The organism is Paenarthrobacter sp. TYUT067 (genome assembly GCF_023656375.1).
GTDB lineage: Bacteria > Actinomycetota > Actinomycetes > Actinomycetales > Micrococcaceae > Arthrobacter.
In genome coordinates this window covers 105,912-131,156 of sequence record NZ_JAMOIT010000009.1, presented here as the reverse complement: position 1 = coordinate 131,156, position 25,245 = coordinate 105,912, and the positions used below count along the sequence as shown (strand labels likewise).

Genomic DNA, 25,245 nt, shown 5'->3' with positions numbered 1-25,245 from the left:
AGGCGTTTCCAACACATTGACGTCAGCCAGCGGAGATCGGAAAGCATGTCCCAGACAGCCAGCATCAAAGACGTTGCCACTCACGCCCAGGTAGCAGTGGGAACTGTTTCCAATGTGCTGAACTATCCGGACAGGGTTTCGCAGAGGACCAAGGAACGTGTCCTCAAATCCATTGCTGAACTCGGCTTCGTCCGCAACGACGCCGCCCGTCAGCTCCGCGCCGGCCAAAGCCGCACCATTGGCCTGATCGTGTTGGACGTTGGAAACCCCTTCTTCTCCTCAGTGGCTCGCGCGGCGGAAGATGCTGCGGCGGCCCTGGGCAGCGTAGTGCTGGTGGGGGACAGCGGTCAGGACTCCTCCCGCGAAGCGCACTACATGGACCTCTTCCAGGAGCAACGCGTCCAGGGTCTCTTGATTTCCCCGGTGGGCGACGTGTCAGGGCGCATTGATACGCTCCGCGAACGTGGCGTGCCCACTGTTCTGGTGGACGAACTCGCGGACACCGATCGCTGCAGCTCGGTCTCCGTGGATGACCAAGAAGGTGGCTACTTGGCCGCCAAGCACTTGCTGGACCAGGGCCGCCGTCGTTTAGCTTTTGTTGGTACGCCGTCCATACGACAGGTGGCCAGCCGACTCAAGGGTGCGCAGCGCGCCGTGGGCGAGGTGACCGGCGCCAGCATTGAGGTGCTCGACTCCGCCGGGCAGACAGTCCTCGCCGGACGACAGGTGGGCAACAAGCTGGTGGAGCGCTCGCCGGAAAAGCGTCCCGAAGCCGTGTTCTGCTCCAACGACCTCCTGGCACTCGGCGTCATGCAATCGTTGACCATGCTGCGGACCGTCCGGATACCCGAGGACATCGCGCTCATTGGCTATGACGACATCGATTTCGCCATTTCCGCAGTGGTCCCACTGTCTTCCATCCGCCAGCCCACTGAGGCGCTGGGCCGGACCGCGATCGAGCTGCTCGCGGAAGAACAGGAGAGCGGCGGGACCAAACACCGATCCGTAGTGTTCACCCCCGAGCTGGTGGTCCGCCAAAGCACTGCCGGCGCATAGCTGCGCTCCTGCCCAGTTAGTCCCCAAAAAGCCCGGGTTCCCGCGAGCAGTTTCGCGGAAAGCCGGGCTTGTGCCCCCCCGTTGCCTCGGCTAACTGGGCAGGAACGCGCTACAGGGTGTAGATGCTCCACGACGCCCTGTGCTCGGCCCCGGGTTCCAGTCGGATCAGGTCTGTTCCGCTGTTGAAGGCATCCGGCGGACACGTCATGGGCTCCACGGCAAGGCCGATTCGCCCAGGGATCGGTGACGGCTTGTCTGCCGTATGGATCTGCAGCCACTGGCAGCTTTCGTCCCAGGACATCCCGACGCCGGACCCTCCGACGCCGGTGCCCGACGGGTCGCGGACGGACAGCCGCGCCAGCCCGCCGTCGAACGTTATGTCCGTAAAGGCGTGGTCGATTTCGGTGCTGCCGATGGCGCGCGGGGAACGGAAGTCGAAAGCGTGGCCTTCCACGGCTGCCAGCGAGACGGGCAGCAGCCTCTCCGGGGTGACTTCCAAGAATGAATCCGCAGCGAACTCAAGCACCCACTCATCCAGGGGCGACGAGCCGGCCACCAGGTACGGGTGCGGGCACACGCCGTAGGGAGCTGCGATGTCAGCGGCGTTCCGGGCCGTGACCGACGTGTGAAGCCCGGCGTCGTCCAGCACAAACCGGGCCGAGAGCTCCAGCACGAACGGGTACCCCGCCGTGGGACCCACAGTGCACGTCAACGTGAGCGACCCGGCGTCGGACTCTTTCGGAGTCCAATCGAGCGGGAAGGCCAGGCCGTGCAGGGCAGTGCCCCGCTCAGGTTCGTTGACAGGCAACTGGTGATCGACGCCGTCGGACGTGTATTTGCCGTCGGCGATCCTGTTGGGCCACGGCGCAGCAATGATGCCGCGGTAATCCGGGATCGGACCGCCCTCCGGAAACGGCACAACCAGGTCCCTGCCCTGAAACTGCAGAACGCGCAGTGCGGCCGCCCGGGCGGTCACAACTGCCGTGTAACCGCCAGCGCTCAGCGTGAATTCAGTGCTCACAGGCCGCCGGCCAGCTTGTAGTACGCGGCGTTCCAGTTGAGTTCCTTTTTGAACTGTTTGATGGTGGTGTCCTCATCAATGGTGAGAAGTTCGGTTTTGGCGATTTCGGCGAAGTCCTCGAATACTTCGAGGCCCACCTGTGTGGACAATACCGTGTGGTGCGCGGCGCCGGCGGTGAGCCACGCGGCGGCCGATGTGGCGAAGTTGGGCTTCGGTTCCCAGAGCGCGCGGGCTACGGGCAGGTTGGGCAGCGGCTGGTCAAGGTCGACGACGTCAACCACGTTCGCCACCAGGCGGAACCGATCGCGCATATCGGACAGCGCTACGACGATGCCGGGGCCGGCGTCGGTGTCAAACACCATGCGGACGGGGTCTTCCTTGCCGCCAATTCCCAGCGGGTGGATCTCCACCCGCGGCTTGGTGGCCGTCAGCGAGGGGCAGACTTCCAGCATGTGGGCACCCAGGATCTTCTCCGAGCCGGGCTCCAAGTGGTAGGTGTAGTCCTCCATGAGCGACGCGCCTCCGGGCAGGTCGCCGCCCATCACCTTGGCCGCGCGGACCAGGATGGCGGTCTTCCAGTCACCTTCGGCGCCGAAGCCGTAACCGTCGGCCATGAGGCGTTGGACCGCCATACCGGGGAGTTGGCGCAGTTCCCCCAAATCCTCGAAGGACGTGGTGAACGCTGCCGATCCGTTGGCTTCAAGGAAACTGCGGAGACCCAGCTCGATCTTGGCGCTGTAGCGCAGGGACTCGTGGCGGGCAGCGCCCTTTTTTAGTTCGTCGGCCACCTCGTAAAGTCGCTCATACTCGGCAACCAGGGCGTCGACGTCGGACTCTGCAGTTGCGTGGACAGCGTCAGCGAGCTCGTTGACGGACCAGGTGTTCACCGAGACGCCGAAGCGAAGCTCGGCTTCTGTCTTGTCACCTTCGGTGACGGCGACGTTACGCATGTTGTCACCAAAACGGGTCAGCTTCAAGGTTCGCACGGCGGCCCATCCGGCCGAGGCGCGCTGCCACGCACCCACCTGGCGGGCCACCTCAGGGTTGCTGACATGCCCGACGACGGTCTTCCGCGGCACGCCGAGGCGCGACTGGATGTACCCAAATTCGCGGTCGCCGTGGGCAGCCTGGTTGAGGTTCATGAAGTCGAAATCGATGTCAGCCCAGGGCAGGTCGCGGTTGGCCTGGGTGTGCAGGTGCAGCAGCGGTTTGCGGAGCAGGTCCAGGCCCTGGATCCACATCTTGGCGGGGCTGAACGTGTGCATCCAGGCGGTCACGCCAATGACGGAATCGTCTGAGTTGGCTTCCAATGCGGTGCGGCGGATGGCATCGGAATCGGTGAGGACCGGCTTCCACACGAGCTTGACGGGAACATCGCTGCTGGCGTTGAGGGCGTTGGCAATCTCCTGCGACTGCGCTGCCACCTGCTTGAGGACGTCCTCCCCGTAGAGGTGCTGGCTGCCGGTGAGGAACCAGACCTCGTACTGGCCCAGGGACGTATTGTTGGCGGAAGTGTTGTTGGCGCTGGGCATTTAGTGGCTCCTGAGGTGCTTTTGAGTTTCGAGTGGCTTCGGTGGTCCGCAGTGGCGACCGGGCTGTCCGCGGTGGCGGCCGGGTTGTCCGCGTTAGCGGCCGTAAACGTTCTGGTATCGGTTGTAGAGGGAGTCGATCTTGTCCTGGTCAATGGGCAACGGCTCGCCCAGCTGGCGGGAGATGTGGACCGTCCTGGCCACTTCCTCGCACATCACTGCTGCCTTGACTGCATCGCGGGCGGACTTGCCGATAGTGAAGGGACCGTGGTTCTGCATGAGCACCGCGGGGGAGCTGGAGTTCTTCAGAGTCTCCACGATTCCCTGGCCAATGGAGTCGTCGCCGATCAGCGCGAACGGTCCCACCGGAATCGATCCGCCGAATTCGTCGCCCATCATGGTCAGTACGCAGGGGATTGCCTCACCGCGTGCAGCCCAGGCCGTGGCGTAGGTGGAGTGCGTGTGGACCACGCCGCCTACCTCAGGCATGTGCCGGTAGACGTACGCGTGCGCGGCGGTATCGGAGGACGGGGAGAGGTCCGGGTTGCCCCAATCCACGGTCCCCGCGCTGCCGGTGTTCATTCCCCGCACAGGTGTGCCATAAAGGTCGGTGACCACCATGAGCTCGGGTGCGAGGTCATCGTAGGAAACGCCCGACGGTTTGATCACCATGAGATCGTGCCCGGGGATGCGGCCCGAGACGTTGCCAGCGGTCCATACCACCAGTTCGTAGCGGGTCAGTTCGGCGTGCAGATCGCAGACTTCCTTGCGGACTTTGGCAATGGACTCCAAGAGCGTGCTCATGCCGAGGCTCCTTCCAGGGCGGCGGGCTGGTCGGCGTGTTGTCCGGAGCCTTGGATTGCCGCGCGCTGGATGGCCTTGAGGCGGTGCATGACGTTGTTGGTGCCGCGGCCGAAGTAATCGTGCAGAGCCTTGTATTCCTGGAAAAGGACCTCGTAGGCGGCAACGTTTTCCGGTATGGGGGTGTAGACCGCGCCAGGAGCGGCAGCCATGGACGCTGCGGCGTCGAGGATGTCCTTGTATTTCCCTGCGGCCACGGCGGCGTGGATTGCCGAGCCCAGCGCAGGACCCTGCTCCGATCCGATGGTGGAGAGCTGCAGGCCGGTGATGTCGGCGTACACCTGCATCAGGAACTTGTTCTTCAGGAGCCCGCCGGCCACGATGAACTCCTTGACCGGGACGCCGGAATCGCGGAACGCGTCCACAATGGTGCGTGTGCCGAAGGCTGTGGCTTCCAGGAGTGCCCGGTAGGTGTCCTCCGGTTTGGTGGCCAAGGTCTGGCCTACCACTACGCCGGAAAGTTCATGGTCCACCAGCACTGAGCGGTTGCCCGAGTGCCAGTCCAAGGCGATCAGTCCATGCTCGCCGATTGCCTGCTTTTCCGCGAGTTCGGTGAGGTATTCGTGGATGCCCAGGCCCTTGTCCTTGGCGGCTTGGTGGTATTCCGGCGGGACGCCGTTCTTGGTGAACCAACCGAAGATGTCGCCTACGCCGGACTGGCCTGCTTCGTAACCCCAGAGGCCATCCACAATGCCGCCGTCCACTACTCCGCACATGCCCGGGACTTCGCGGAGAACGTCGCCATTCATGACGTGGCAGGTGGAGGTGCCCATGATCGCGACGAGCTGCCCTGGTTCAACGGCGTTTGCGGCGGGTGCGCTGACGTGGGCATCAACATTTCCCACAGCCACTGCGATTCCCGCAGGAAGCCCGGTCCAGGCCGCTGCTTCTTCCGTGAGGTAGCCGGCGGCATCTCCCAAGCGGCCGATGGTGTGTTCAAGCTTTTGGGACACAAAGTCTTTGAAGTCCGGGTTAAGCGCAGCCAGGAAGTCCCGGGAGGGGTACTTTCCGTCCTGGTAGATGCCCTTGTACCCGGCGGTGCAGGCGTTGCGGACGTAGCTGCCGCAGAGCTGCCAAACGATCCAGTCGGCGGCCTCAACCCAGTGGTCCATGGCGCCGTAGACTTCCGGATCTTCCTCGAGGAGCTGCAGCCCCTTGGCGAACTCCCATTCGGAGGAGATCAGGCCGCCGTAGCGGGGAAGCCATGATTCGCGCCGTTCTTCGGCGAGCTGGTTGATGCGGTCGGCCTGTGGCTGGGCTGCGTGGTGGCGCCACAGTTTGACGAAGGCGTGCGGGCGATCCGCGAAGCGTTCCAGTTCGTTCAGCGGCGTGCCGTCCGCCGTCGTCGGAACCATGGTGCAAGCGGTGAAGTCAGTAGCGATGCCCACCACGTTGGCCGGGTTGATACCGGCGTCGGCGACGGCGGACGGGACAGCGTTGCGCAGGACGTCGCGGTAGTCGTTGGGTACTTGGAGGGCCCAGTCGGCAGGGAGTCGCTGTCCGCTGCCGGGGAGTGTTTCCGTCACGACAGCGTGCGGGTACTCAAACACGCCGCTGCCGATCTCGGCGCCGTCAGAAACACGCACCACGACGGCGCGGCCGGACAGGGTTCCATAGTCCACGCCAATGACGAACTGCTCGTCCAGCGGGAGGTTTTCAGAGGTATTCATGGGGTCTCCATCCGGCTGGCCAGGGCCTCATTGCCGGGGGTAGGGGTGGAAAATTGAAGAAGGTCTGATGCAATTGTTAGCGCTCACAACTTTGATGTCAAGAGCGGGCCGCGCGGAATGGGTCCTTCTGAAGGAGTCAGTGGCTGGCGCACCCAAGTAGGTAGCAGCTGAGCACGTTTAGAGTCCTCAAAACGTGCTCAGCTGCTATTTAATTGGGTGGGGGATGCCTAGCTGGCTGCTTGGGCCGTGGTGGATCTGACCACCAGCCGCGGCACCACTGTTGCAGGCGTGCCCGTGGCGCCGCTCTCCAGCCGATCCAACAGCAAGCCAATGCATCGCCGGCCGAGTTCCTCGAAATCTTGCGCCACGGTGGTCAGTGGAGGTATGAAATATGCCGACTCCGGTTGGTCGTCAAAGCCCACTACGCTGATGTCCTCCGGCACCCGGACGCCAACTTCATTGAATGCCCGGAGAACGCCAAGAGCCATCTGGTCATTAGCGACGAAGAGGGCGGTCACGGAACGGTCAGCCGCAATCTTCAGGCCTTCCCTGTAACCACATTCGGCGCTCCAGTCGCCCTCGATCAGTGTGGCTGGCTCTAGGCCGGCCTGAGTCAGTGCATCCTGCCAGCCCTCGATGCGGGCTGCTGCGTCAATCCAATCGGACGGCCCGGACAAGTGGCCGATCTGAGTGTGGCCGAGGTCCAAAAGGTGCTGGACCGCGAGCCGTGCCCCCTGCTTCTGATCGACCGTGGCGCCGCTGAGGTGTTCGTCGCCCACTGACCCCACGGCCACCAGCGGAACCTGGGCGGTGACATCGCGGAGGACGTCGAACGTACCCGGGTGGGGAACAGTGACCACGATGCCATCTACGCCTTGGTCCATGAAGTGGGCAATAGCGTCCTTGATGGTCTCCGGGGTGACTTCCCGCAAACCGGCCACGCTCACAAAATAGCCCGCATCCCGGGCGGCTTGCTGCACACCAAGGAGGGTGTGAGACGGCCCGTACTGTGCCATTTCGCTGCCGAGCACGCCAATGGTCTGGGAACGCCGCGTCACCAGGCTGCGAGCAGCCGTATTTCGTCGGTAGCCCAGCTCGGTGATTGCCTGTTCCACGCGCTCGCGGGTCTTGGAACTCACGTTGGGGTGGTTGTTCAGAACGCGCGACACGGTTTGATGCGAGACGCCTGCCACGCGGGCCACATCCTCCATGACAGGAGGTCGCTGATGTGCAGATTGTTCAATGCTCACCCTGTCACGATAGAGCACCGGTGTGGGATCAGCCTTTCGCGACCCCCGCGGCGTAAAGCCGGTACCGGGCCAGGAACCCAGGAACTCCGGAAGCACTCTGCGGTGTCAGCTCCCGCCCTTCAAGCTTCCAGCCCGGGAGCTGACCGGTGAGAACGCCTGCGGCCTGCCTGGCAGCGCCATCGGCCACGTACTCGCCGGGCCTTGGGACGAAGACAGGCAAGCCGAAAGTTGAGGCTGCAATCTGTTGGACGGCGTCTGATTGCGCTCCGCCGCCAATCAGAATGATGCGCTGGGCAGAGACACTCTGCGCCTGCAGAGCAGCCAGCCCGTCGGCCAAGGAACACAGCACACCCTCAATGGCTGCCCGGGCCATGTTGGCTGGAGTGTAGTTGGAGACGGTGATGCCGTGGAGCGATCCCGTGGCATCGGGCAGGTTGGGTGTCCGCTCCCCGTCGAAGTACGGGACGAGGGTCAGCCCGTCGGCGCCTTCCGGAGCTGACAGGGCCAGGTTGCCGAGTTCCGTTAGGGTCACTCCCAGAAGTGCAGCTGTCGCGTCGAAGATCCGGGTCGCATTGAGCGTGCAGGCCAGCGGAAGGTAGTTGCCGGTCGCATCCGCGAAGCTTGCCACGAGTCCGCTGGCATCATGAGAGGGAACATCTGATACCGCGAACACCGTCCCCGATGTTCCGATCGAAATGACAACGTCCCCGACGGCGGCGTTGACGCCCAGCCCTGCTGCGGCGTTGTCTCCCGCACCCGGGCCGATCAACGCGCCCGTGGGAGTCTTGCCCGCTGCTTCCAAAGGCCCGACGACGGTTGGCAGCACCGGGACGTGGCCCAGCGTGCGTTCCAGGACTGCGGGTAAGTACTCCCCAGTGGTTGCCGAAAAGTAGCCTGTGCCGGAGGCGTCGGAACGGTCGGTGCGGAGGAGCTCCAACGATGCCGGGCCGGTTCCGGGTCCGTGACCCGCCAAACGCCAAGACAGCCAATCATGCGGAAGGCACACCGCAGCCGTACGTTGGGCATTGGCGGGTTCGTTCCCTGCGAGCCAGCGAAGCTTGGTGGCGGTCAGGGATGCTACGGGAACTGTGCCTGTGGTGGAGGCCCAATATGCGGCCCCGGCGGCGGCATCGCCACCACCGGCCTCAAGGATTAATTCCTCTGCGTCGGGCGCCGAACGGGTATCGTTCCACAGCAAGGCCGGTCGGACGACGTTGCCGTAGTCGTCCAAGCACACCATGCCGTGCTGTTGTCCACCGATGGAGACGGCATCGACGTCGTCAAGGCCGCCTGCCTGGCTGATCGCGTCCTGCAGGGCTGTCCACCAGTGATCCGGGTGGACTTCGGTGCCGTCAGGGTGGGAGGCCCTGCCCTGGCGCACCAAGGTACCGGTGACGGAGTCCCGGATGATCACTTTGCAGGACTGGGTTGAGCTATCGATCCCGGCTACGAGAGGCATGCGTTAATCCTTTTGGGGTCCGCCGCCAAGCCGTTCCGTGAGTGAATTCCGGAACGACCTGGCGGCGGGATATCAGTGTGGTGGTCTGATTTAGCGGGCGCCGAGCAGGTGCTCGATGGCCAGCTGGTTGAGGCGGACGAAAGCGAACGAGCGTTCGGCGGCCTTGTCGGCGTCGAACGTCTCGAAGGCGCTGGCGTCAGCGAGCAGGTCCGCCGTGGTTTCGCCGGCGTTCAACGTCGGCTCACCCAGCTCGAACACGCCCGACGTAGCAAGTGCCTCCTGAACGTCTGGATCAGCGCGGAAGGCCAAAGCGCGTTCCTTCAGCAAGAGGTACATGGACATGTTGGACTTGGCCGATTCCCACACGCCGTCGTAGCCGTCGGTACGTGAGGGCTTGTAATCAAAGTGGCGGGGGCCATCGTATTTTGGTCCGCCGTTGGGGAAGCCGTTCTCCAGCAGGTCCACCGTGAAGAAGGCGCTGGTGAGGTCGCCGTGGCCGAAAACGAGGTCTTGGTCGTACTTGATGCCGCGCTGGCCATTGAGGTCAATGTGGAAGAGCTTGCCCGCCCACAGGGCCTGGGCGATGCCGTGGGTGAAGTTCAGCCCCGCCATCTGTTCGTGGCCGGTCTCCGGGTTGAGGCCCACGATGTCGCCATGCTCGAGCTGCGCGATGAACGCCAGGCCGTGGCCGACCGTGGGGAGGAAGATGTCGCCGCGGGGTTCGTTCGGCTTGGGCTCGAGCGCGATCCGGAGGCCGTAGCCCTTTTCCTTGATATACCCGGCTGCGGTGTCCACGCCTTCCTTCATGCGGTCCAGCGCTGCGGAGAGGTCCTTGGAGCCGTCGTATTCGCTGCCTTCACGGCCGCCCCACATCACGAAAGTTTCTGCGCCAAGCTCTGCGGCGAGGTCAATGTTCCGGAGGATCTTGCTGAGGGCAAAGCGGCGGATGGAGCGATCGTTCGACGTGAAACCGCCGTCCTTAAATACCGGGTGGCTGAAGAGGTTGGTGGTCACCATGGGCGTCTTCAGCCCGGTCTCTGCCAAGGCTGCCTTGAAGTTCTTCAGAATGAGGTCGCGCTCGGAGGCAGTGGCGTCAAAGGGGATCAGATCATTGTCGTGGAAAGTGATGCCGTAAGCGCCCAGCTCGCTGAGTTTATGCACGGCTTCCACAGGGTCCAGTGCCGGACGGGTGGCCACGCCGAAGGGATCGGCGCCGGTCCATCCGACAGTCCAGAGGCCAAAGGTGAAGCGGTCCTGCGGGGTGGGCTGCGGGGTCATATTTGCTCCTTTGCAAAGCACTGGGGAAGAACTTGGAGAAGTGCATTCCAATTAGTTTTCAATCTGAACTATATGGGGGATAATGGATCATGGTCAATGGAAGCCGGAAAAAAGTTCTTTGAATCTGCAGGGAGGTCCCACGCCAGTGAATGAAGCAGCCGCGCCCGGGCGTGTAGGGGACGTCCGCCGTCGAAATCTTTCGCTCGTCTTGGACTCCATCGCCCGAACCGGGGACGCCAAACCTAGCCGCGCGCAGCTCGCGGCCGGAACCGGACTCACTAAAGCCGCCGTATCCAGTCTTGTTGCCGACCTCGTGGAATCCGGGCTGGTTTCCGAGGTGGGTCTCTATCGTGACGGCGAGCGGGGTCGGCCGGGGCAGGGGCTCGAACTCAGCTCGCGCCGCGGCGTGGTGGGAATGGAAATCAACGTTGACTACCTGGCTGTTGGGCTGGTGGACCTTGGCGGAAACCTTCGGTTCCACTCAACCGTGGAGTCGCGGAACCGCGGTCTGGCTCCGGCCAAGGTTATGGAACGCCTAGGCCTCTTGACGGCTGAGGTGAAAGCCGAGGCCGCCGCCGCCAACATCGCCATCCTGGGTGGTGGCCTCGCGGTCCCGGGGCTGGTGGATGAGCAGCGCAACCTTGTCCTTTCCGCGCCTAACCTGCACTGGGAGCAAGAGGAGCTGAATCCCCGGGCCCTGCTGGAGGGCGCCCCGCTGGGTGTCAGGTTGTCCAACGAGGCCAATAGTGCTGCTCTCGGTGAGCTTTGGTATGGCACTGGCCAGCCGGACTTCCTCTACGTTTCCGGCGAAGTCGGCGTGGGCGGTGGCGTGATCATCGGCTCCGAGCTTTACACCGGGCCGGGCGGCTCTGCGGGTGAGCTCGGCCACATCGTAGTCCACCCGGATGGGCCGGGCTGCTCCTGCGGAGGCACGGGCTGCCTGGAAACGTTCGCTGGCCAGGAGGCCATTTTCGAGGCCGCCGGCATTCCTGAGGGCTCACTCGGTGCGCGTACGGAACTGCTGCTGGCGGCCTTGGCTGCCCAGGAGCCGCAGGCCACTCGGGCGGTACACGACGCCGGAAAGTATTTGGGCGTCGCGCTCGCTTCTTCTGCCCGGTTGATGGACATAGAGGCAGTAGTTCTCGGCGGACACTTTGCGGTCCTGGCGGAATGGCTCAAACCGGCGCTGCTGACCAGCTTGGACCGTTATGCGCCCGGCCTGCTTGATCCGGGCAACCTGACGGTTTCGGCCCTGGAGCACTCCGGAACCCTTCTTGGTGCTGCGGGCCAGGTGATCCGGTCCGTTATTGAGTCGCCGTTCGAGTTCCTGCTGGCGAGCAAGCTAGCCTGAGCGGGGGTGCCTGGGCCGCGTTTGCGATCGCTGGCGATAAAACGGCGTGGGTCCTTCCGAATGAATCATCAGCATGCTTACTATTGATGGATCAGTTGTTCGCGCAAACTACCCCCACGGACGAGTGCCCCATGACTTCACAAGACTCAGCCCACACCAGTACCGCCAAGGCGCAGACCGCTCCCTCTCCGGAGGATTCGCGTAAGCCGGACAGTCCCAACGATCTCGCCAAGCCCACATGGATGTACATCGCCAAGCGGACGCTCCGGGAGTTCACCAAGGATCAATGCCCTGACGCGGCGGCCGGCCTAACGTACTACGCCGTCCTCTCCTTGTTTCCAGCGCTCCTGGCGCTGGTCTCCCTCATTGGCATCTTCGGAGACGCCGGCAAGACAACGTCATCACTGTTGGATATTGTGCAGCAGTTCGCGCCGGGGCCGGGCGTTGACGCCATGCGCCAGCCGATCGAGGAACTGACTCAGTCCAACACGGCCGGGCTCGCCCTGGTTTTCGGTATCTTGGTAGCGCTCTGGTCCGCCTCGGGCTACGTCACCGCCTTCAGTCGAGCAATGAACCGGGTTTACGAAGTGGACGAAGGCCGCGGCTTCATCAAGCTGCGGGGCACCATGCTCGCCGTCACCGTCGTCGCCGTCGTGGGTGCAGCGCTCGCCGCTGCCATGCTGGTCCTGAGTGGTCCCGTGGCGGAGGCCATCGGCGGTGCCATCGGGTTGTCCGAAACCTTCTTGACCGTATGGAATATCGCCAAATGGCCGGTCCTCATAGTTATTGTGGTCGCGATCATTGCCGTGCTCTACTACTTCACGCCCAACGTCAAGCAGCCCAAGTTTCGCTGGATGAGCATGGGCTCTCTCATTGCCTTGGTGATTTTCGCCCTTGCCTCGCTGGGCTTCGGTTTCTACGTTGCCAACTTCAGCAACTACAACAAGACGTACGGTGCCCTCGCGGGCGTCATCATCATGCTGCTGTGGCTCTGGATCCTCAACATGTCCTTGCTGTTCGGCGCCGAGTTCGACGCCGAAATGGAGCGCGGCCGCCAACTCCAGGGCGGCATTGAGGCCGAGGAGAGCATTCAACTCCCGCCGCGCGATACCAAGAAGAGCGACAAAATGCAGGAAAAGGAAGACGAAGTAATTCGGGACGGCGAAGAAATCCGTGAAACCCACGGCGACGAGCCCCGGACAGGCAAGTAACCCGAATGGAGACTCCCGCCGCAAGCACTGACATGCGCAGCAAGAAGCTCAAAGCCATCAAGAACGGCGACAGCGTCCGGATCAGTGGTGAGGTTTTCCAGGTCGACTCAATCGAACCCCAAGAGGGCTCGCGGAACATCAGGTTGGAATTGACAGCGCCCGACGGCGGCTCGGTCACCTTGATCGGCCGGCCGAAAGCCCGCATGCAGCTGACTGCTCGAGCTTCATGAGCGATCAGGCCTCGGCGGGGAAACCCTGATCGGCGTCATCCCACCAGCCCTCCCAGGCGCTGGAGGTCAGGCGTTCGGTGGCGACAGCAGGGGCGTGTTCGCCGGCGGAATCGCCGGACGGCCCGCTGTGGCTGCCGCTGGCGTCGAGGAAAAAGGTCAGTGTCTTCAAGAGCATCATGGTGGTGTCCTTTCAGGGGTTTCGTGGACGTCTTTGTCCAGGTAAAACCAGCGTAGGTGCCCATTGTTTCCTCCCATCGACGCCATGTTTCAGCTGTGTACCACTTATCTCACCTGCGCGTTCGAGGACTTTTAGCTGACACAAAAGCGGGCCCCTGCCGTGACCTTGGCAGGAGCCCGCTGGCTTTGGAGCGATCCTCCCGCGGAACTTAGGGCATCCGCGGGAGGACCACGTTGTTAGGCGAACGGGAGGACGAGCTCCGCGTAGCGCTGCTTCATGGTTTCCAGGACTGCGTCGCCATCGGCGTCCCAGATTTCCTGGTTGAAGATCTCTACCTCGATGTCGCCCTTGTACCCGGCGTCCCTGACCCAGGTGCCGATGGTGGCGAAGTCGATGACGCCGTCGCCCATCATGCCGCGGGACAACAGCGCGTCCGCAGCGATGGGCAGGTTGAAGTCGCACACCTGGTACGAGGCAATGCGGTTCTCGCGGCCGGCACGTTCGATCTGCGCTTTCAGTTCCGGGTCCCACCAGACGTGGAAGGTGTCGACGGCGACGCCGACAGCCTTTGCGTCGTAGGGCGCCGCAAGGTCAAGTGCTTGGCCAAGGGTGGAGATCAGTGCGCGGTCCGCGGCGTACATCGGGTGCAGTGGTTCCAGCACCAGGCGGACGCCGTTTTCGGAGGCGAAGGGAACCAGTTCCTCAAGGCGGTCGGCCACGCGCTGGCGTGCAGCGACGACGTCCTTCTCTCCGGGAGCAAGCCCGCCAACCACCAGGAACAGTTCCTGGGTGTCCAGCGCTACTGCTTCGCGGACGGCTTCGAAATTGTCAGCCAGAGCTGCGGCCTGTCCCACGGCATCGGCTGCGGTAAGGAAGCCACCGCGGCACAACGAGGAAACGCGGAGTCCTGCGTCCTTGATGAGCTTGGCTGCCTTGTCCAGTCCGGCCTCGGCCACGCGGTCGCGCCACGGCCCGATCGCGGGGATACCGGCGCGGGCGCAACCGTCAACAGCTTCGGCGAGCGTCCACTTTTTGGTGGTGGCGCTGTTCAGGGAGAGTCGCGAGAAATCGGTGCTCATGCGCCCACCCCGTTGATCCGCAGGAAGTCTGACATCCGGAACGCGGCCAGCGACGGATCCTTCAGCAAGCCGGCCTGGTCTGCCAGTTCGAACGTCTTCGCCAAATGCAGCACCGAGCGGCCCGAGTGCAGGCCACCCACCATCTGGAAACCGGGCTGCTTGCCGTTGAGCCATGACATGAAGGCGATGCCGGTTTTGTAGTAGAACGTGGGTGCGCTGAAGATGTGCTTTCCAAGCTCACGCGTGGAGTCAAGGATGGCGCGACCTTCGGCGCCCTGACCGGCGTCGTACTTCTGCAACGCTACCGAAGCGGCCGGGTAGATCGCCGCGAAGATGCCCAGAAGGGCGTCCGAGTGGTGCGTTTGGTCGCCGTCGATCAGTTCCGGGTAGTTGAAGTCGTCGCCGGTGTAGAGGCGGACGCCTTCCGGCAGGTTGGCGCGGAGGGCGACCTCGTGTGAGGCGTCCAGCAGCGAAACCTTCACGCCGTCAACCTTGTCCGAGTGTTCGCGGATCAGGCTGAGGAACGTTTCGGTGGCAACGGAGACGTCATCGGAGCCCCAGTAGCCTGCCAGCGCGGGGTCGAACATGGTGCCCAGCCAGTGCAGGATGACGGGCTGGTCCACTTCCTGCAGGAGTGTCGAGTAGACGTGCAGGTAGTCGTCGGCGCCGTTGGCAACCTTGGCCAGGGCGCGGGATGCCATGAGGATGACCTTGGGACCGGCCTCACTGACCACCGCGATCTGCTCGCGGTAAGCATCAATGACGGCCTGGATACCCGCTGCACCCTCGGGAAGGGCGGTGATGTCCAGCTGGTCGGTGCCGGCGCCGCAGGAAACGAGGTCCCGGACGGACTTGCCGGCGATGGCGGCGTTGCCCGCTGCCACGACGGAAGCGGCCTCGGTGCCGGTGCGCTTGATGAGCTGCTGGGTCGCGGCCCAATCCAGGCCCATGCCGCGCTGTGCGGTGTCCATGGCATCGGCAACGCCCAAGCCATAGGACCACAGCTCGTGCCGGTACGCCAGGGTGGCGTCCCAGTCAAGCTGGGCCGGGGCGCCGGGAGTGTTGTCCGCGGAGACCTCAGGGATGACGTGTGCTGCGGCGTAGGCGCGGCGGGCCGTCAAAGGAGCAGTCGGTTTGGTCCACGATGTGGCCGCCTGAAGGCGGTACTCGCGGGTGCCGCCGTCGTCGGTGGGAAGAATCAGTGACGTCATTAGAGGGTGATCTCCGGGATGTCGATGGTGCGGCGCTCAGCCGAGGACTGCAGGCCGAGTTCGGCCAGCTGCACACCGCGTGCTGCGGAAAGCAGGCCGAAGCGGTGCTCGCGACCGGCGACGACGTCGCGCAGGAATTCTTCCCACTGCAGCTTGAAGCCGTTGTCCAGTTCAGCGTTGGCGGGGACTTCCTGCCACTGGCTGCGGAAGGATTCCGTGACGGGCAGGTCCGGGTTCCAGACCGGCTTGGGGGTGTGGGCGCGCTGCTGCGCAACGCACTTGTTCAAACCGGCGACGGCGGAACCGTGCGTGCCGTCGATCTGGAACTCAACCAGTTCGTCGCGGTAGACGCGAACGGCCCAGGACGAGTTGATCTGGCCGATGACGTCGTCGCCACCCGGGGTTTCGAGTTCGAAGATGCCGTAGGAGGCGTCGTCGGCGGTGGCCTTGTATTCCTTGCCGGCCTCGTCCCAACGTGCGGGGATGTGCGTTGCGGTCTTGGCGTTGACGCTCTTGACCTTGCCGATGATGCCTTCAAGGACGTAGTTCCAGTGGCAGAACATGTCCGTGGTCATTCCGCCGCCGTCTTCCTTGCGGTAGTTCCAGGACGGGCGCTGTGCAGCCTGGACGTCGCCTTCGAAGACCCAGTAACCGAATTCGCCACGGATGGAAAGGATTCGGCCGAAGAAGCCTTCATCCACCAGGCGGCGGAGCTTGACCAGGCCGGGGAGGTACAGCTTGTCGTGCACTACGCCTGCGGTGACGCCGGCGTCCTTGCCGATCTGTGCCAGCTCGATTGCTTCTTCCAGGGTCTCGGCTGTGGGCTTTTCGGTGAAGATGTGCTTGCCGGCGCGCATTGCCTTCTTCAGGGTGGCGGCGCGGAGGCTGGTCATGGACGCGTCGAAGATGATGTCAACGGTGGGGTCGGCAATGACGGCGTCCAGGTCGGTGGTCCACTCGGAGACCTTGTGGAGTTCGGCGAGTTCGCGGATCTTGGCTTCGTTGCGGCCAACCAGGATCGGCTCCACCTGAACCTTGGTGCCGTCTTCCAAGGTGAAGCCGCCGGCATCGCGGATGGGGAGGATGGACCGCAGCAGGTGCTGGCGGTAGCCCATACGGCCGGTGATGCCGTTCATGGCGATACGGATCGTCTTTGTTTCGAAGCCCATGTTTTCTCCAGTGCCTTGTGTGCCGGCCGCTGAGCGTTGCCGGTGCTTACTTATGTCATGTGGGAAAGCGCATTCCCGCTGCAATCGATCATGCACCATGGCGCGCCGTATTGGCAAGCGCTTTCCCAAAATTCCAAGAGAACTGCCATAATTTCCTTAGCGCCAGTCCCGACGCTTGCAGAAAAGGAGTTCCCCGTGGCCGCCAGCACACTGAGTGAAGTTGCCCGTTTGGCCGGGGTCTCCCTCGCTACGGCATCCCGGGTCCTTAACGGCTCGTCCCGCAAACCAGCAGAAGACATCGCGCAACGCGTCCGCGAAGCCGCCGACAAACTGGGTTATGTTCCCAATGCGCAGGCGCAGGCGCTCGCAAAGTCCAGTTCAGGGTTGATCGGCCTTATTGTCCACGACATCGCCGATCCCTACTTCTCTGCCATCGCCCGCGGCGTCCAGGAAGCGGCCCGCCAACAGAACCGCATGGTCCTGCTGGCCAGCACATCAGGCACCCCGCACGACGAGAAGGAAGCAGTAGCTGCATTCGCTGCCCGCCGTGCCGACTCCATCGTGATCGCCGGATCGCGCTCAGTCCGCGCAGAGGACAAACAAGGAAACAGTGAACTCGCTGCCGAACTGGACCGCTACTGCCGCAACGGCGGGCACGTGGGAGTGGTGGGTCACCCCGTAGTTGGAGCGTCCACCACCGAGGGCTACCACGTGGTCAAGGTCCCCAATGAAGAGCTCGCCGCCGGCCTGGCCGCCGAACTGGCCGCTACCCACGACGGCGAATTCCTGATCGTTGCCGGCCCCGAAGGGCTCTACACCTCCGACGACAGGGTCCGCGGATTCCAGCGAGGACTCGAAGACGCCGGCAGGCCCACAGCGGAAATCATTCGCACCGGATTCAACCGCGCCGGGGGATATGAAGCCGGCCTGGCGCTCGCGGACCGGATCAAGGCGTCCCAAGAACGGCTCTGCATCTTCGCCGTGAACGACGTCATGGCTATCGGAGTCACTGCGGCCCTACGGCCCGAAGGGGTGTGGATTCCCCGTGATGCCACCATCGCCGGCTTTGACGACATCGAAACCCTCCGCGACTTCCGGCCCGCTCTTTCAACGGTGCATTTACCGCTCGAGGACATTGGACGCCTCGCCGCAGGAGATCCTGACACTCCGCTTGTCAGCGGGGCGGTCAAGCTCCGCCGCAGCACCGAAACCCCGGTGGAATCGCAGGTATGACCGCAGCGGAGGCCCAGGCGCCCCGAGCGCTCACGGTGATTCCCGCCGTCGGGCCTTCCGGTCTGGCGGCGCCCGCAGTCCTGGTTCTGCCCGGCGGAGGCTACGCGAAACGGCAGACCATGAAGCCGAACCTGTGGCAGAGTGGCTCGCTTCGCTGGGGATCCACGCGTTTGTGTTGCGATACCCGGTGGCGCCGGAGCGGCATCCTGCGCCTCTGATGGCCGCCAAGGAAGCCATGCTGTGGATCCGGAGCGGGGCGCACGGGTTGACCGTTGATCCCTCACGTGTGGGGGTTCTCGGGTTTTCGGCGGGTGGGCATCTTGCGGCCGCATTGTCTGTGCAGGTGCCCGCGGGCGATCCTGCGCTGGACATCCGCGAGTCGGTTCCGGACCTCAGCATCCTCTGCTATCCGGTCATTTCCTTCGTGGATTCGGTGCATCAGGGATCCGTGGACAACCTGGCCGGCGAGGGGGCGGGGCCTGAAATCCTGCGGCAGTTCTCCGCCGAGCTGCACGTCACCCCGGCAACACCGCCGGCGTTCCTCTGGCACACGGCAGACGACGAATCCGTTCCCGTCAGCCACAGCCTGGCCTACGCAGGAGCGCTCAGCCGAGCCGGAGTTGCCACGGAGCTGCACGTTTTTCCCAACGGTATCCACGGCATCGGCCTGGCAGCCGGAACGCCCGGTGCCGAGCAATGGACCGGGCTCTGCGCCGCGTGGCTTCGCCGGATGGGTTGGACTGCGTAGCGGTCTCCGGGCTAGTCCTCACCCAGAGTGATGGTGTGCAGGAACGCGGCGTCGTTGAGCACGTTGTCCGGGAGGTCGTCCTCCACGAATTCCAGCATGATGTCCATGTCCTTGCCGTTGCCCCGGAGGACATCGGTGACGGTCTGCCACAGCAACTTCCGATTCCGAAGCGGGAAACGCTCAGCTTCGGGGCCCCACGAGAAACAGTGCACGCCCACCAGATGCGGCAAGACTTCGTGGAGGGACTCAAGGGCCTGCTTGTCTGAAAGCCCGACGGCGGGCTGCCAGTAGGTGCCGACGTTGGCGTGGTTGACCCGGTCCAGTAGGTCGAGGGTGGTGGCGGGGGAGTCGGTGAGAGTGTTGCCGTGGTACTCGAAAGCGATGGCGACTCCGCGCGCCGCGGCAAGATCGGCAATGCGCCGGGTGTCCTTCACAACTGCGTCCCAGTGTTCTTGGCTGGCGTTCGCGGAACCGAGTTCCCCTGCCCAGACGCGGATCCTTGGCGCGCCTAAGGAGGCGGCGAGGTCCAGTGCCCGGCCGAAGTCTCCAAAGGCCCCGCAGCGGTAGTACGAGCCGAGCGATAGGACTGTCAGTCCGGCAGCCGCCGTGGCGTCCTTCGCGTGCGCGGCTGATTCTGCGTCACTGACATGGACGTCAGTACCCCACTCGATGCCGGCCAGGCCCGCATTCGAGGAAATTCGGACCACCTCGTCGATTCCGTGTGCGCGGAGGGTGACGGAACAAATGCCAGGCGTGAGGTCAGCCAGCGTGGTGAGGTCGATCATCGTCTTAGGATACCGGGAATGCGCTTACCCGGTAATGGCGTATCGCATGTCGAACACATCCGCACCCGCTCCTGCCGGCCGTGCGCACCCGCTCCCGCCGTGCGCGCCCGTTTCCGCCGTGCGCACCCGTTTCCGCCGCGCGCACCCCTTGAGCGTCGGCACCGCACCCGTTCCCGCCGAGCCTGACACATGGGGGGTTATGGGTGCATTCGGCGTCAGGGGGTGCGCAGGTGGAACCCAGCCCGGCCAAGCCGCCCGGTCCACTAGTTCGACTTACTCAGCGTCCGGCCCATGATCGCCTGGGTGAGGGCGTCGATCACTTCGGCGTTGGCCAGCGGGTTCCGGATCAGGGTGAAGTCGACGTCCCCCACTGGCGGGAGGCCGAACCGCTGGGTGATCACTTTCAGGTCCTCGGGCACCAGCGAGGCGGGCATGACCGCAACTCCAATGCCCGCGCGTACCGCAGCCAACACTCCGCTGATCTGCTTGGTGCTGCACGTGATCCGCCAGGTCCGGCCCTCGGCTTCCAGTGCATCAATAGCCAGCTTCCGGCTGAGGCTTGGCGCCGGGTAGGCGATGAGGGGGACCGGCGCTCCGGGCTCAAGGATGGTTTGCTCGACGCCCACCCACGCAAAGTTGTCGTGCCGGACTACAGTGCCTTCCTTGGCTCCGGCCACCCATTTCACGAACACCAGGTCCAGTTGCCCGGCATTGAGCCGCTTGTAGAGCTGGTCACTTTGGCTGACGGTGAGCTCCAGGTTGATTTGCGGGTACAGCTGCCGGAACTCGCGAAGGATCCGGGGTAGGCCGGTGATGGCGAGGTCGTCTGCGGTGCCAAAGCGGAGCCGCCCGCGCATGGCTGAACCGGAGAAGTAGCGGGCGGCGGAGTCGTGGGCGGCAAGGATGCTGCGGGCAAATCCGGCCATGGCGTCGCCGTTATCGGTGAGCCGGACCTCGCGCGTATCGCGGGCAACCAACACCCGTTTGGCGGAGGCCTCGAGCTTGCGGACGTGCTGGCTTACGGTTGGTTGCGCGAGTCCCAGGCGTTCTGCAGCCTTGGTGAAACTCAGCGTCTCTGCGACGGCCAAAAAGGAACGGAGCTGGACAGGTTCGAACACGTAACTCCTCAAGCGCAGGTCAGCGCCGGGCCGGAGTACTGCGCCATTGGAGAGGGCTCATTGCATTCCGCAATGCTAGTTATAGGCGCAATACGCTTCCATAATTGCTGCTGGCAACCATAGCGTTAAACGTATCCCACCGAAACTCTCGATCCGAGGACTACTTTTGGCACCCCCACCGCCTTCAGCGGCAAACGTCAGCCAGCCCGTCATCGATTCCCTCTCCGCGCCTCAGCCGCCGGACACCGTCACCCAGCCGCTCGCCGTCGTGAGTGAAAAGCTGCCCTGGCGGCATACTTTCATCTCTCTGAAGGTCCCCAACTTCAGGATCTTCGCGATTGGCCACTTTATAGCCGTGATCGCCATCTGGATGCAGCGCATTGCCCAGGACTGGATGGTGCTTCAACTCTCCGGGTCCGTCACCGCGGTCGGAATTACGGTGGCGTTGCAGTTCATGCCGTCACTTTTCCTTGGCCCATGGGGTGGCATGATTGCCGACCGTTTTGCCAAGCGCAAGATCCTCATCATCTGCCAATCGGCGGCCGCAGTACTGGCCGCCCTCCTCGCGGTGCTGTCCCTGAGTGGCCGCGTCGAAGTATGGCACGTCTACGTGATCGCCCTTGCCTTGGGCTTCGTGACTGTTCTGGACCAGCCAGCCAGGCAGGTGTTCGTCAACGAGCTCGTCGGACCCAAGTACCTGCGCAACGCCATCAGTGTGAACTCCACGACCTTCCAGCTCGGCGGGCTGATCGGTCCCGCCCTGGCCGGTGTGCTGCTCACAGCAGTTGGTGCCGGCTGGGCCTTCGCCGCCAACGCCGTGGCATGCTGCTCCACGGTGGCCATGCTGCTGATCCTCCGCAAGGACCAGCTGCACCTCAGCCAGCCGACGCCCCGCAAAAAGGGAATGCTGCGCGAAGGCCTCAACTACGCGCTGAGCAAGCCAACCATCTACTGGCCATGGTTGATGGCCGGCTTCGTGGCAGTTTTCGCCATGAGCCTGCCGGTACTGCTGGCCGCCTTCGCGGACCACGTGTACGACGCCGGTGCCGGAGGCTACGGCCTGCTGAACGCTATGGTTGCGCTCGGTGCACTCGCGGGAGCGGTGGCGTCCACCCGGCGTCGTCAGTTGCGGTTGCGCTCGGTGGTGACCTCCGCCGGGTTGTACGGTTTGATGCTCTGCGTGTCCTCGCTCATGCCAACCATGGTGTGGTTCAGCGTCGCCATGGTCCTGGCCGGATTCTGGTGCCTGATGTTCCTCACCGCAGCCAACCAAATGGTGCAGACCAGCTCCAACATGAGCATCCGCGGCCGCGTCATGAGCCTGTACCTGGTGGTGCTGATCGGCGGCCAGGCAATCGGCGGTCCCATGATGGGTTGGCTCGCCGAGCACCTCGGTCCGCACCTGGCCGTCCTGATCTCCGGTGGGGTGCCGGCCATCGCAGCTGCGGTAGTCGCCGTCGTACTGGCCCGGAAGTCATCCCTGCACATCAAGGTGGACCTGCGTGATCGGCGTCGGGTGCTGCGGATCGTGCGGGAGCCGCAGACCGTATAAAACAGGTGAAGCGCCCCAGCCGAACCGGGGCGCTTCATGTGGCGTGGCGCTAGGCCGCAGGTATGTGCGGATACTCCGCTGAGCGTCCCTGGAACTCCAGGACGTCCGGGTTCCGGATCACGCCGTCGCGGATCTCGATGGCCCGGGAGACGGTTTCGTTGGCATCCCATCCCTCCGGTCCCGCCACCACGGTTTCCAGGAAGGGCAGCAGGGCCTCGCTGATTTCCCAGCTGGCCGAGTTCCACAGGTAGGACGGGCTGTGGTCCACTGCGTAGTAATTGACGTGCCCACCAACGCGGAACATGGGCTCGTCGAACGTGGTGGTCCGTGCCCAGCTGAAGCCCATGCCTTCGTCGCAGGAAACGTCCACAATGAGGCTGTCCGGCTGGAACTCCGTCAAATCCTCCGTGCGCAGATATGTCAGCGGGGCGTTCGGATCCTGCAGGGTGCAATTCACCACGATGTCAGCCGCGGCAAGGAACGGAGCCAAGGGCTTGCGCCCCTTGTCCGTGATGACTTCGCTCAGGAAAGGCGCCTTGCTGTCATGGTCGAACTGCACGATCCGCACTGAGTGGATCGGAGACCCGACGGCGGCGACGCCACGGTTTGTCAGGACCTGGACGTCGTGGATGCCATGGGCATTGAGCGCCGTGACAGCACCGCGGGCGGTGGCACCGAAGCCAATGACGACGGCGCTGAGCCGGCGGCCGTAGTCGCCGGTGGAACCCGTCAGGGCCAGGGCGTGCAGCACGGAGCAGTACCCGGCGAGCTCATTGTTCTTGTGGAAGACGTGGAGGCCGAAGCCACCATCGCCCGCCCAGTGGTTCATCGCTTCAAAAGCAATGAGCGTGAGCTTCTTGTCGATTGCCAACTGGGTGATCGCCCGGTCCTGCACGCAGTGCGGCCAGCCCCATAAGGTTTGCCCGTCACGGAGTTCAGCCAGATCCTGGGCCTGCGGCTTAGGGAGGAGGATGACGTCGCTGTCGGCAATCAATTCCTCACGCGTTCCGAGCCCGCCTACCAAAGACTCAAGTTTGCTGTCCGGAACGCCGAACCGCTCGCCGTAGCCATGCTCGAAGCGAAGTTGCCCGCGTACTTCAGGAGCAATCCGCTCCAAATGCTGCGGGTGGATCGGTAGACGGCGCTCATTGGGCTTCAGTGAGGAAGCCAGGACGCCTATGCTGAGCTGGCCGGTTGGCGCGCTCACTTCTTGTTGCCGGTGGAAGGCTTTGCCGCCTCGGTGGCGGAAGACTCGGAAGCCCGCTTATCCGCACGTTTTTCCTTGATGGATTTACTGGATTTCTTTGATGCGGTTTGGCGCGGTGATTTGTCGCCCATGATGGCTCCCTTAGAGCGGAGCCGCGATGGCTCCTGACTCCTGACGATACACCTTCCCCGGAGCGGATTGTGGCCGGAGTCACGAGGGCTTGGCGGCAGGCTGAAGACAAAAGAAACCCCGGATCATTGGATCCGGGGTTTTCTTGGAGCGGGCGACGGGAATCGAACCCGCGTATCGAGCTTGGGAAGCTAGCGCTCTACCATTGAGCTACGCCCGCGTTGCCCGGGAAAAATCCCCTGAGCGAGTCCTAGCTTAGCGCAGTTGCGGGACTCCTCATGACCGGCGCACCGTAGACCGCTGCGGGCCGTCACCGCGGCCCACCCCGGCCCTATTTGAACAGCTTCATGCCATTCCAGCCGTTGCCCACCTGACGCTGGGCACCCCAGACCCCCGCACCCAAGGCGTAGTCCACAAGATAGCCGTCCACGGTGTGGGCAGTGATGCTGCGCGTTCCCGGGCCTGACAAACCGAAGCTCGGAACCAGCGCCTTCATGGTGCCCCAGCCGGAACCAATGGTGGTGGGCAGTCCCGCGAAGCCGCCACTGCCGTTGCCGGGGTAGCTGAGCAGGTGCCCGGAGGTTGTGGTGGCCAGGATGTCGTTGGCGCCGTCGGCATTCCAGTCGGCCATGGTCAGGCCCATTCCAGCCCAGCCGCTTCCAATGTCCACGCGGTAGATCAACGACCTGCCCATGGTATTGGGGTAGTAGCGCAGCCCGCCATCCGGGAAATAGCCAACGACCCCTGGGAAGCGTTCCGCGGCGGACCATTTGCCCACGGTGATGTTCATCTTGTCCCAGTCGCCGGTTCCCACCACGATCTGAGTGGAGAAAGCACCGCCAGGCCAGCCCGTAAACAAGCCCAGAGTGCCGTTGTCCCATTGAGCCAGAATGTCGTAGACGCCATCAGAATCCCAGTCCACTACGAAGGCCTGCTTCAAGCCATGCCAGTTGGAACCGATCACCGTGGGAACGCCGTAGCCGCCACCACCGTGCGCAGGGTAGCGAAGGAGCCGGCCGGAAGAGTCTGCGGCCACCAAGTCCGCTCCGGAGGTGATGCTCGCATAAGCGGTGGGATTGCCCGCAAAGTACTGTTCCATGGTGGGAAAGCCCCGGCGTTTCATATCGGTGGCCAGATCCACGCCGACGTAACGCAGGTGCCACGGCTCATAGCTGTAGCCCGTGATGTTCGTATAACCGTTGGGATAGCGGACTATGAAGCCGTACTTGTGGGCATTCGCGGCCACCCAGATGCCGGCGGCCGTGTCACCGAAACACGTACTAAGCCCGCACGAACCGTTGGCGTTCCCCACATCCACAGCCAATCCGGTCTGATGCTCGCTGTGTCCTGGGCGTGCCGAAATGAGATCCGCCTGGGCCTGGCCGTAAATGCTGACGTAGTAGGAGTAAACCTGCTGCTGCTGCGCGTAGGAACGGTAGCCGCTCACCACTGCAAGCCCGCCCGTGCCGGCATCGGCCGCACCCTGGAACAAACCGTTGAGCCATGCCGCAGCTTCGGCGCGCAGGTACTGCCCGGAGCCGCGGGCATTAACAAGGTCGCCCGGAGCGTAGCTCACAGGATTCAGGGGCCTGGATTTATTGACCAAAACAGAGTAGCTCGCGGGGTTGCCCACAGGATCGACGCTCGGCAGCGGATTCGCTGCGGTTGGCACCGCTGCTTGAACGACACTGGCCTGTGCAGCAGTGGCAGGGACCGGCGCTGCCGTGGCAGGCGCCCCAGCCATGACCCCGCCAGCTACCGCCAGGCTGAAGATCGCAGCGCAAGCTGCCAGTCGTCGTCGTGCGCTCCCCACGGAACCCGAATGATTTTTCCCTCGCATAACGCCCCCAATTTTTTTGTAACCAGCCGCAGGCACTCTACCCGGCCCGCGGTCGCCTGTCAGCAGTTACCCGCAATAAT

Annotated in this window: 22 protein-coding genes, 1 tRNA gene and 1 pseudogene; 7 read left to right on the top strand and 17 right to left on the bottom strand. The window is 63.7% G+C overall.

Annotated elements, in window-relative coordinates; all coding sequences use genetic code 11:
• The first annotated feature begins 45 nt into the window (after window positions 1-45).
• The gene (locus MOD31_RS10260; protein ID WP_250820511.1) at window positions 46-1,056 is read left to right on the top strand and encodes a LacI family DNA-binding transcriptional regulator; all 1,011 of its coding nucleotides are present in this window, start codon (window positions 46-48) and stop codon (window positions 1,054-1,056) included.
• A gap of 109 nt (window positions 1,057-1,165) precedes the next feature.
• Here MOD31_RS10260 and MOD31_RS10255 read toward each other — a convergent pair whose 3' ends face one another.
• The 7 genes from MOD31_RS10255 to xylA all read right to left on the bottom strand — a co-directional run bounded on the left by MOD31_RS10255 (window position 1,166) and on the right by xylA (window position 10,124).
• Window positions 1,166-2,077, bottom strand: coding sequence for an aldose 1-epimerase family protein (locus MOD31_RS10255; RefSeq protein ID WP_250820510.1), 912 nt, complete (start codon window positions 2,075-2,077; stop codon window positions 1,166-1,168).
• Window positions 2,074-3,609, bottom strand: coding sequence for an L-arabinose isomerase (gene araA, locus MOD31_RS10250; protein WP_250820509.1), 1,536 nt, complete (start codon window positions 3,607-3,609; stop codon window positions 2,074-2,076). The genes MOD31_RS10255 and araA overlap by 4 nt, the downstream gene beginning before the upstream one ends.
• 93 nt (window positions 3,610-3,702) lie before the next feature.
• On the bottom strand, window positions 3,703-4,410 hold the full coding sequence (locus MOD31_RS10245) for an L-ribulose-5-phosphate 4-epimerase (RefSeq protein ID WP_142937718.1): 708 nt from the start codon (window positions 4,408-4,410) through the stop codon (window positions 3,703-3,705).
• The gene (gene araB, locus MOD31_RS10240; RefSeq protein ID WP_250820508.1) at window positions 4,407-6,137 is read right to left on the bottom strand and encodes a ribulokinase; all 1,731 of its coding nucleotides are present in this window, start codon (window positions 6,135-6,137) and stop codon (window positions 4,407-4,409) included. The genes MOD31_RS10245 and araB overlap by 4 nt, the downstream gene beginning before the upstream one ends.
• Before the next feature lie 227 nt (window positions 6,138-6,364).
• Complete coding sequence (locus tag MOD31_RS10235) at window positions 6,365-7,348, bottom strand: LacI family DNA-binding transcriptional regulator (protein ID WP_250820536.1); 984 nt, start codon at window positions 7,346-7,348, stop codon at window positions 6,365-6,367.
• Between the two features lie 67 nt (window positions 7,349-7,415).
• The gene (locus tag MOD31_RS10230) at window positions 7,416-8,846 is read right to left on the bottom strand and encodes a xylulokinase (RefSeq protein WP_166842170.1); all 1,431 of its coding nucleotides are present in this window, start codon (window positions 8,844-8,846) and stop codon (window positions 7,416-7,418) included.
• 90 nt (window positions 8,847-8,936) lie between these two features.
• Window positions 8,937-10,124 (bottom strand): xylose isomerase, encoded by a 1,188-nt coding sequence (gene xylA / locus MOD31_RS10225; protein ID WP_142937721.1) that lies wholly within the window; start codon window positions 10,122-10,124, stop codon window positions 8,937-8,939.
• An 82-nt stretch (window positions 10,125-10,206) separates the two neighbouring features.
• On the opposite strand from xylA, the gene MOD31_RS10220 reads away from it, so the two are divergent.
• The 3 genes from MOD31_RS10220 (at window position 10,207) to MOD31_RS10210 (ending at window position 12,916) form a co-directional block, all read left to right on the top strand.
• The gene (locus tag MOD31_RS10220) at window positions 10,207-11,475 is read left to right on the top strand and encodes an ROK family transcriptional regulator (protein WP_166842171.1); all 1,269 of its coding nucleotides are present in this window, start codon (window positions 10,207-10,209) and stop codon (window positions 11,473-11,475) included.
• Between the two features lie 131 nt (window positions 11,476-11,606).
• Window positions 11,607-12,686: a YihY/virulence factor BrkB family protein gene (locus tag MOD31_RS10215; RefSeq protein WP_250820507.1), complete on the top strand. Its 1,080-nt coding sequence runs from the start codon at window positions 11,607-11,609 to the stop codon at window positions 12,684-12,686.
• Window positions 12,687-12,691: 5 nt separating this feature from the next.
• Entirely contained in the window at window positions 12,692-12,916 is a 225-nt protein-coding gene (locus MOD31_RS10210) for a hypothetical protein (protein ID WP_166842173.1), read from the top strand.
• Window positions 12,917-12,920: 4 nt separating this feature from the next.
• Here MOD31_RS10210 and MOD31_RS10205 read toward each other — a convergent pair whose 3' ends face one another.
• The 4 genes from MOD31_RS10205 to MOD31_RS10190 form a co-directional block, all read right to left on the bottom strand.
• On the bottom strand, window positions 12,921-13,094 hold the full coding sequence (locus tag MOD31_RS10205; RefSeq protein WP_250820506.1) for a hypothetical protein: 174 nt from the start codon (window positions 13,092-13,094) through the stop codon (window positions 12,921-12,923).
• Between the two features lie 236 nt (window positions 13,095-13,330).
• Window positions 13,331-14,173, bottom strand: coding sequence for a sugar phosphate isomerase/epimerase (locus MOD31_RS10200; RefSeq protein WP_250820505.1), 843 nt, complete (start codon window positions 14,171-14,173; stop codon window positions 13,331-13,333).
• On the bottom strand, window positions 14,170-15,384 hold the full coding sequence (locus MOD31_RS10195) for a dihydrodipicolinate synthase family protein (RefSeq protein WP_166842175.1): 1,215 nt from the start codon (window positions 15,382-15,384) through the stop codon (window positions 14,170-14,172). Before MOD31_RS10195 ends, MOD31_RS10200 begins: the two co-directional genes overlap by 4 nt.
• Entirely contained in the window at window positions 15,384-16,553 is a 1,170-nt protein-coding gene (locus MOD31_RS10190; protein ID WP_142937728.1) for a Gfo/Idh/MocA family protein, read from the bottom strand. The genes MOD31_RS10195 and MOD31_RS10190 overlap by 1 nt, the downstream gene beginning before the upstream one ends.
• 195 nt (window positions 16,554-16,748) lie before the next feature.
• Between MOD31_RS10190 and MOD31_RS10185 the strand changes: the two genes are divergently transcribed.
• Both MOD31_RS10185 and MOD31_RS10180 read left to right on the top strand, forming a co-directional pair.
• Entirely contained in the window at window positions 16,749-17,786 is a 1,038-nt protein-coding gene (locus MOD31_RS10185) for a LacI family DNA-binding transcriptional regulator (RefSeq protein ID WP_250820504.1), read from the top strand.
• Window positions 17,783-18,534 (top strand): annotated as a pseudogene (locus MOD31_RS10180) (alpha/beta hydrolase). The gene MOD31_RS10185 and the pseudogene MOD31_RS10180 overlap by 4 nt, the downstream one beginning before the upstream one ends.
• An 11-nt stretch (window positions 18,535-18,545) precedes the next feature.
• On the opposite strand, the gene MOD31_RS10175 reads toward MOD31_RS10180, so the two are convergent.
• Both MOD31_RS10175 and MOD31_RS10170 read right to left on the bottom strand, forming a co-directional pair.
• Window positions 18,546-19,319 (bottom strand): sugar phosphate isomerase/epimerase, encoded by a 774-nt coding sequence (locus MOD31_RS10175; RefSeq protein WP_142937732.1) that lies wholly within the window; start codon window positions 19,317-19,319, stop codon window positions 18,546-18,548.
• 263 nt (window positions 19,320-19,582) lie between these two features.
• Entirely contained in the window at window positions 19,583-20,437 is an 855-nt protein-coding gene (locus MOD31_RS10170) for a LysR substrate-binding domain-containing protein (RefSeq protein ID WP_142937733.1), read from the bottom strand.
• 166 nt (window positions 20,438-20,603) lie between these two features.
• Here MOD31_RS10170 and MOD31_RS10165 point away from each other — a divergent pair, with 166 nt between their 5' ends.
• Complete coding sequence (locus MOD31_RS10165; protein WP_250820503.1) at window positions 20,604-21,989, top strand: MFS transporter; 1,386 nt, start codon at window positions 20,604-20,606, stop codon at window positions 21,987-21,989.
• Window positions 21,990-22,038: 49 nt separating this feature from the next.
• Here MOD31_RS10165 and MOD31_RS10160 read toward each other — a convergent pair whose 3' ends face one another.
• The 4 genes from MOD31_RS10160 to MOD31_RS10150 all read right to left on the bottom strand — a co-directional run bounded on the left by MOD31_RS10160 (window position 22,039) and on the right by MOD31_RS10150 (window position 25,165).
• On the bottom strand, window positions 22,039-23,196 hold the full coding sequence (locus tag MOD31_RS10160) for a N(5)-(carboxyethyl)ornithine synthase (protein WP_250820502.1): 1,158 nt from the start codon (window positions 23,194-23,196) through the stop codon (window positions 22,039-22,041).
• Window positions 23,193-23,327, bottom strand: a complete 135-nt coding sequence (locus tag MOD31_RS21930) for a hypothetical protein (protein ID WP_011776304.1) — start codon at window positions 23,325-23,327, stop codon at window positions 23,193-23,195. The genes MOD31_RS10160 and MOD31_RS21930 overlap by 4 nt, the downstream gene beginning before the upstream one ends.
• Window positions 23,328-23,471: 144 nt before the next feature.
• Window positions 23,472-23,545, bottom strand: a tRNA-Gly gene (locus MOD31_RS10155).
• A 111-nt stretch (window positions 23,546-23,656) separates the two neighbouring features.
• Window positions 23,657-25,165: a D-alanyl-D-alanine carboxypeptidase family protein gene (locus MOD31_RS10150; RefSeq protein ID WP_250820501.1), complete on the bottom strand. Its 1,509-nt coding sequence runs from the start codon at window positions 25,163-25,165 to the stop codon at window positions 23,657-23,659.
• Between the last annotated feature and the right edge of the window lie 80 nt (window positions 25,166-25,245).

Bases quoted from the DNA above. Each gene is read 5' to 3' on its own strand.
- MOD31_RS10260 (WP_250820511.1), top strand. From the start codon at position 46: ATGTCCCAGACAGCCAGCATCAAAGACGTTGCCACTCACGCCCAGGTA.
- araA (WP_250820509.1), bottom strand. From the start codon at position 3,609: ATGCCCAGCGCCAACAACACTTCCGCCAACAATACGTCCCTGGGCCAG.
- MOD31_RS10245 (WP_142937718.1), bottom strand. From the start codon at position 4,410: ATGAGCACGCTCTTGGAGTCCATTGCCAAAGTCCGCAAGGAAGTCTGC.
- araB (WP_250820508.1), bottom strand. From the start codon at position 6,137: ATGAATACCTCTGAAAACCTCCCGCTGGACGAGCAGTTCGTCATTGGC.
- MOD31_RS10235 (WP_250820536.1), bottom strand. From the start codon at position 7,348: ATGGAGGATGTGGCCCGCGTGGCAGGCGTCTCGCATCAAACCGTGTCG.
- MOD31_RS10230 (WP_166842170.1), bottom strand. From the start codon at position 8,846: ATGCCTCTCGTAGCCGGGATCGATAGCTCAACCCAGTCCTGCAAAGTG.
- xylA (WP_142937721.1), bottom strand. From the start codon at position 10,124: ATGACCCCGCAGCCCACCCCGCAGGACCGCTTCACCTTTGGCCTCTGG.
- MOD31_RS10220 (WP_166842171.1), top strand. From the start codon at position 10,207: ATGGATCATGGTCAATGGAAGCCGGAAAAAAGTTCTTTGAATCTGCAG.
- MOD31_RS10215 (WP_250820507.1), top strand. From the start codon at position 11,607: ATGACTTCACAAGACTCAGCCCACACCAGTACCGCCAAGGCGCAGACC.
- MOD31_RS10210 (WP_166842173.1), top strand. From the start codon at position 12,692: ATGGAGACTCCCGCCGCAAGCACTGACATGCGCAGCAAGAAGCTCAAA.
- MOD31_RS10205 (WP_250820506.1), bottom strand. From the start codon at position 13,094: ATGATGCTCTTGAAGACACTGACCTTTTTCCTCGACGCCAGCGGCAGC.
- MOD31_RS10200 (WP_250820505.1), bottom strand. From the start codon at position 14,173: ATGAGCACCGATTTCTCGCGACTCTCCCTGAACAGCGCCACCACCAAA.
- MOD31_RS10195 (WP_166842175.1), bottom strand. From the start codon at position 15,384: ATGACGTCACTGATTCTTCCCACCGACGACGGCGGCACCCGCGAGTAC.
- MOD31_RS10190 (WP_142937728.1), bottom strand. From the start codon at position 16,553: ATGGGCTTCGAAACAAAGACGATCCGTATCGCCATGAACGGCATCACC.
- MOD31_RS10175 (WP_142937732.1), bottom strand. From the start codon at position 19,319: ATGATCGACCTCACCACGCTGGCTGACCTCACGCCTGGCATTTGTTCC.
- MOD31_RS21930 (WP_011776304.1), bottom strand. From the start codon at position 23,327: ATGGGCGACAAATCACCGCGCCAAACCGCATCAAAGAAATCCAGTAAA.
- MOD31_RS10150 (WP_250820501.1), bottom strand. From the start codon at position 25,165: ATGCGAGGGAAAAATCATTCGGGTTCCGTGGGGAGCGCACGACGACGA.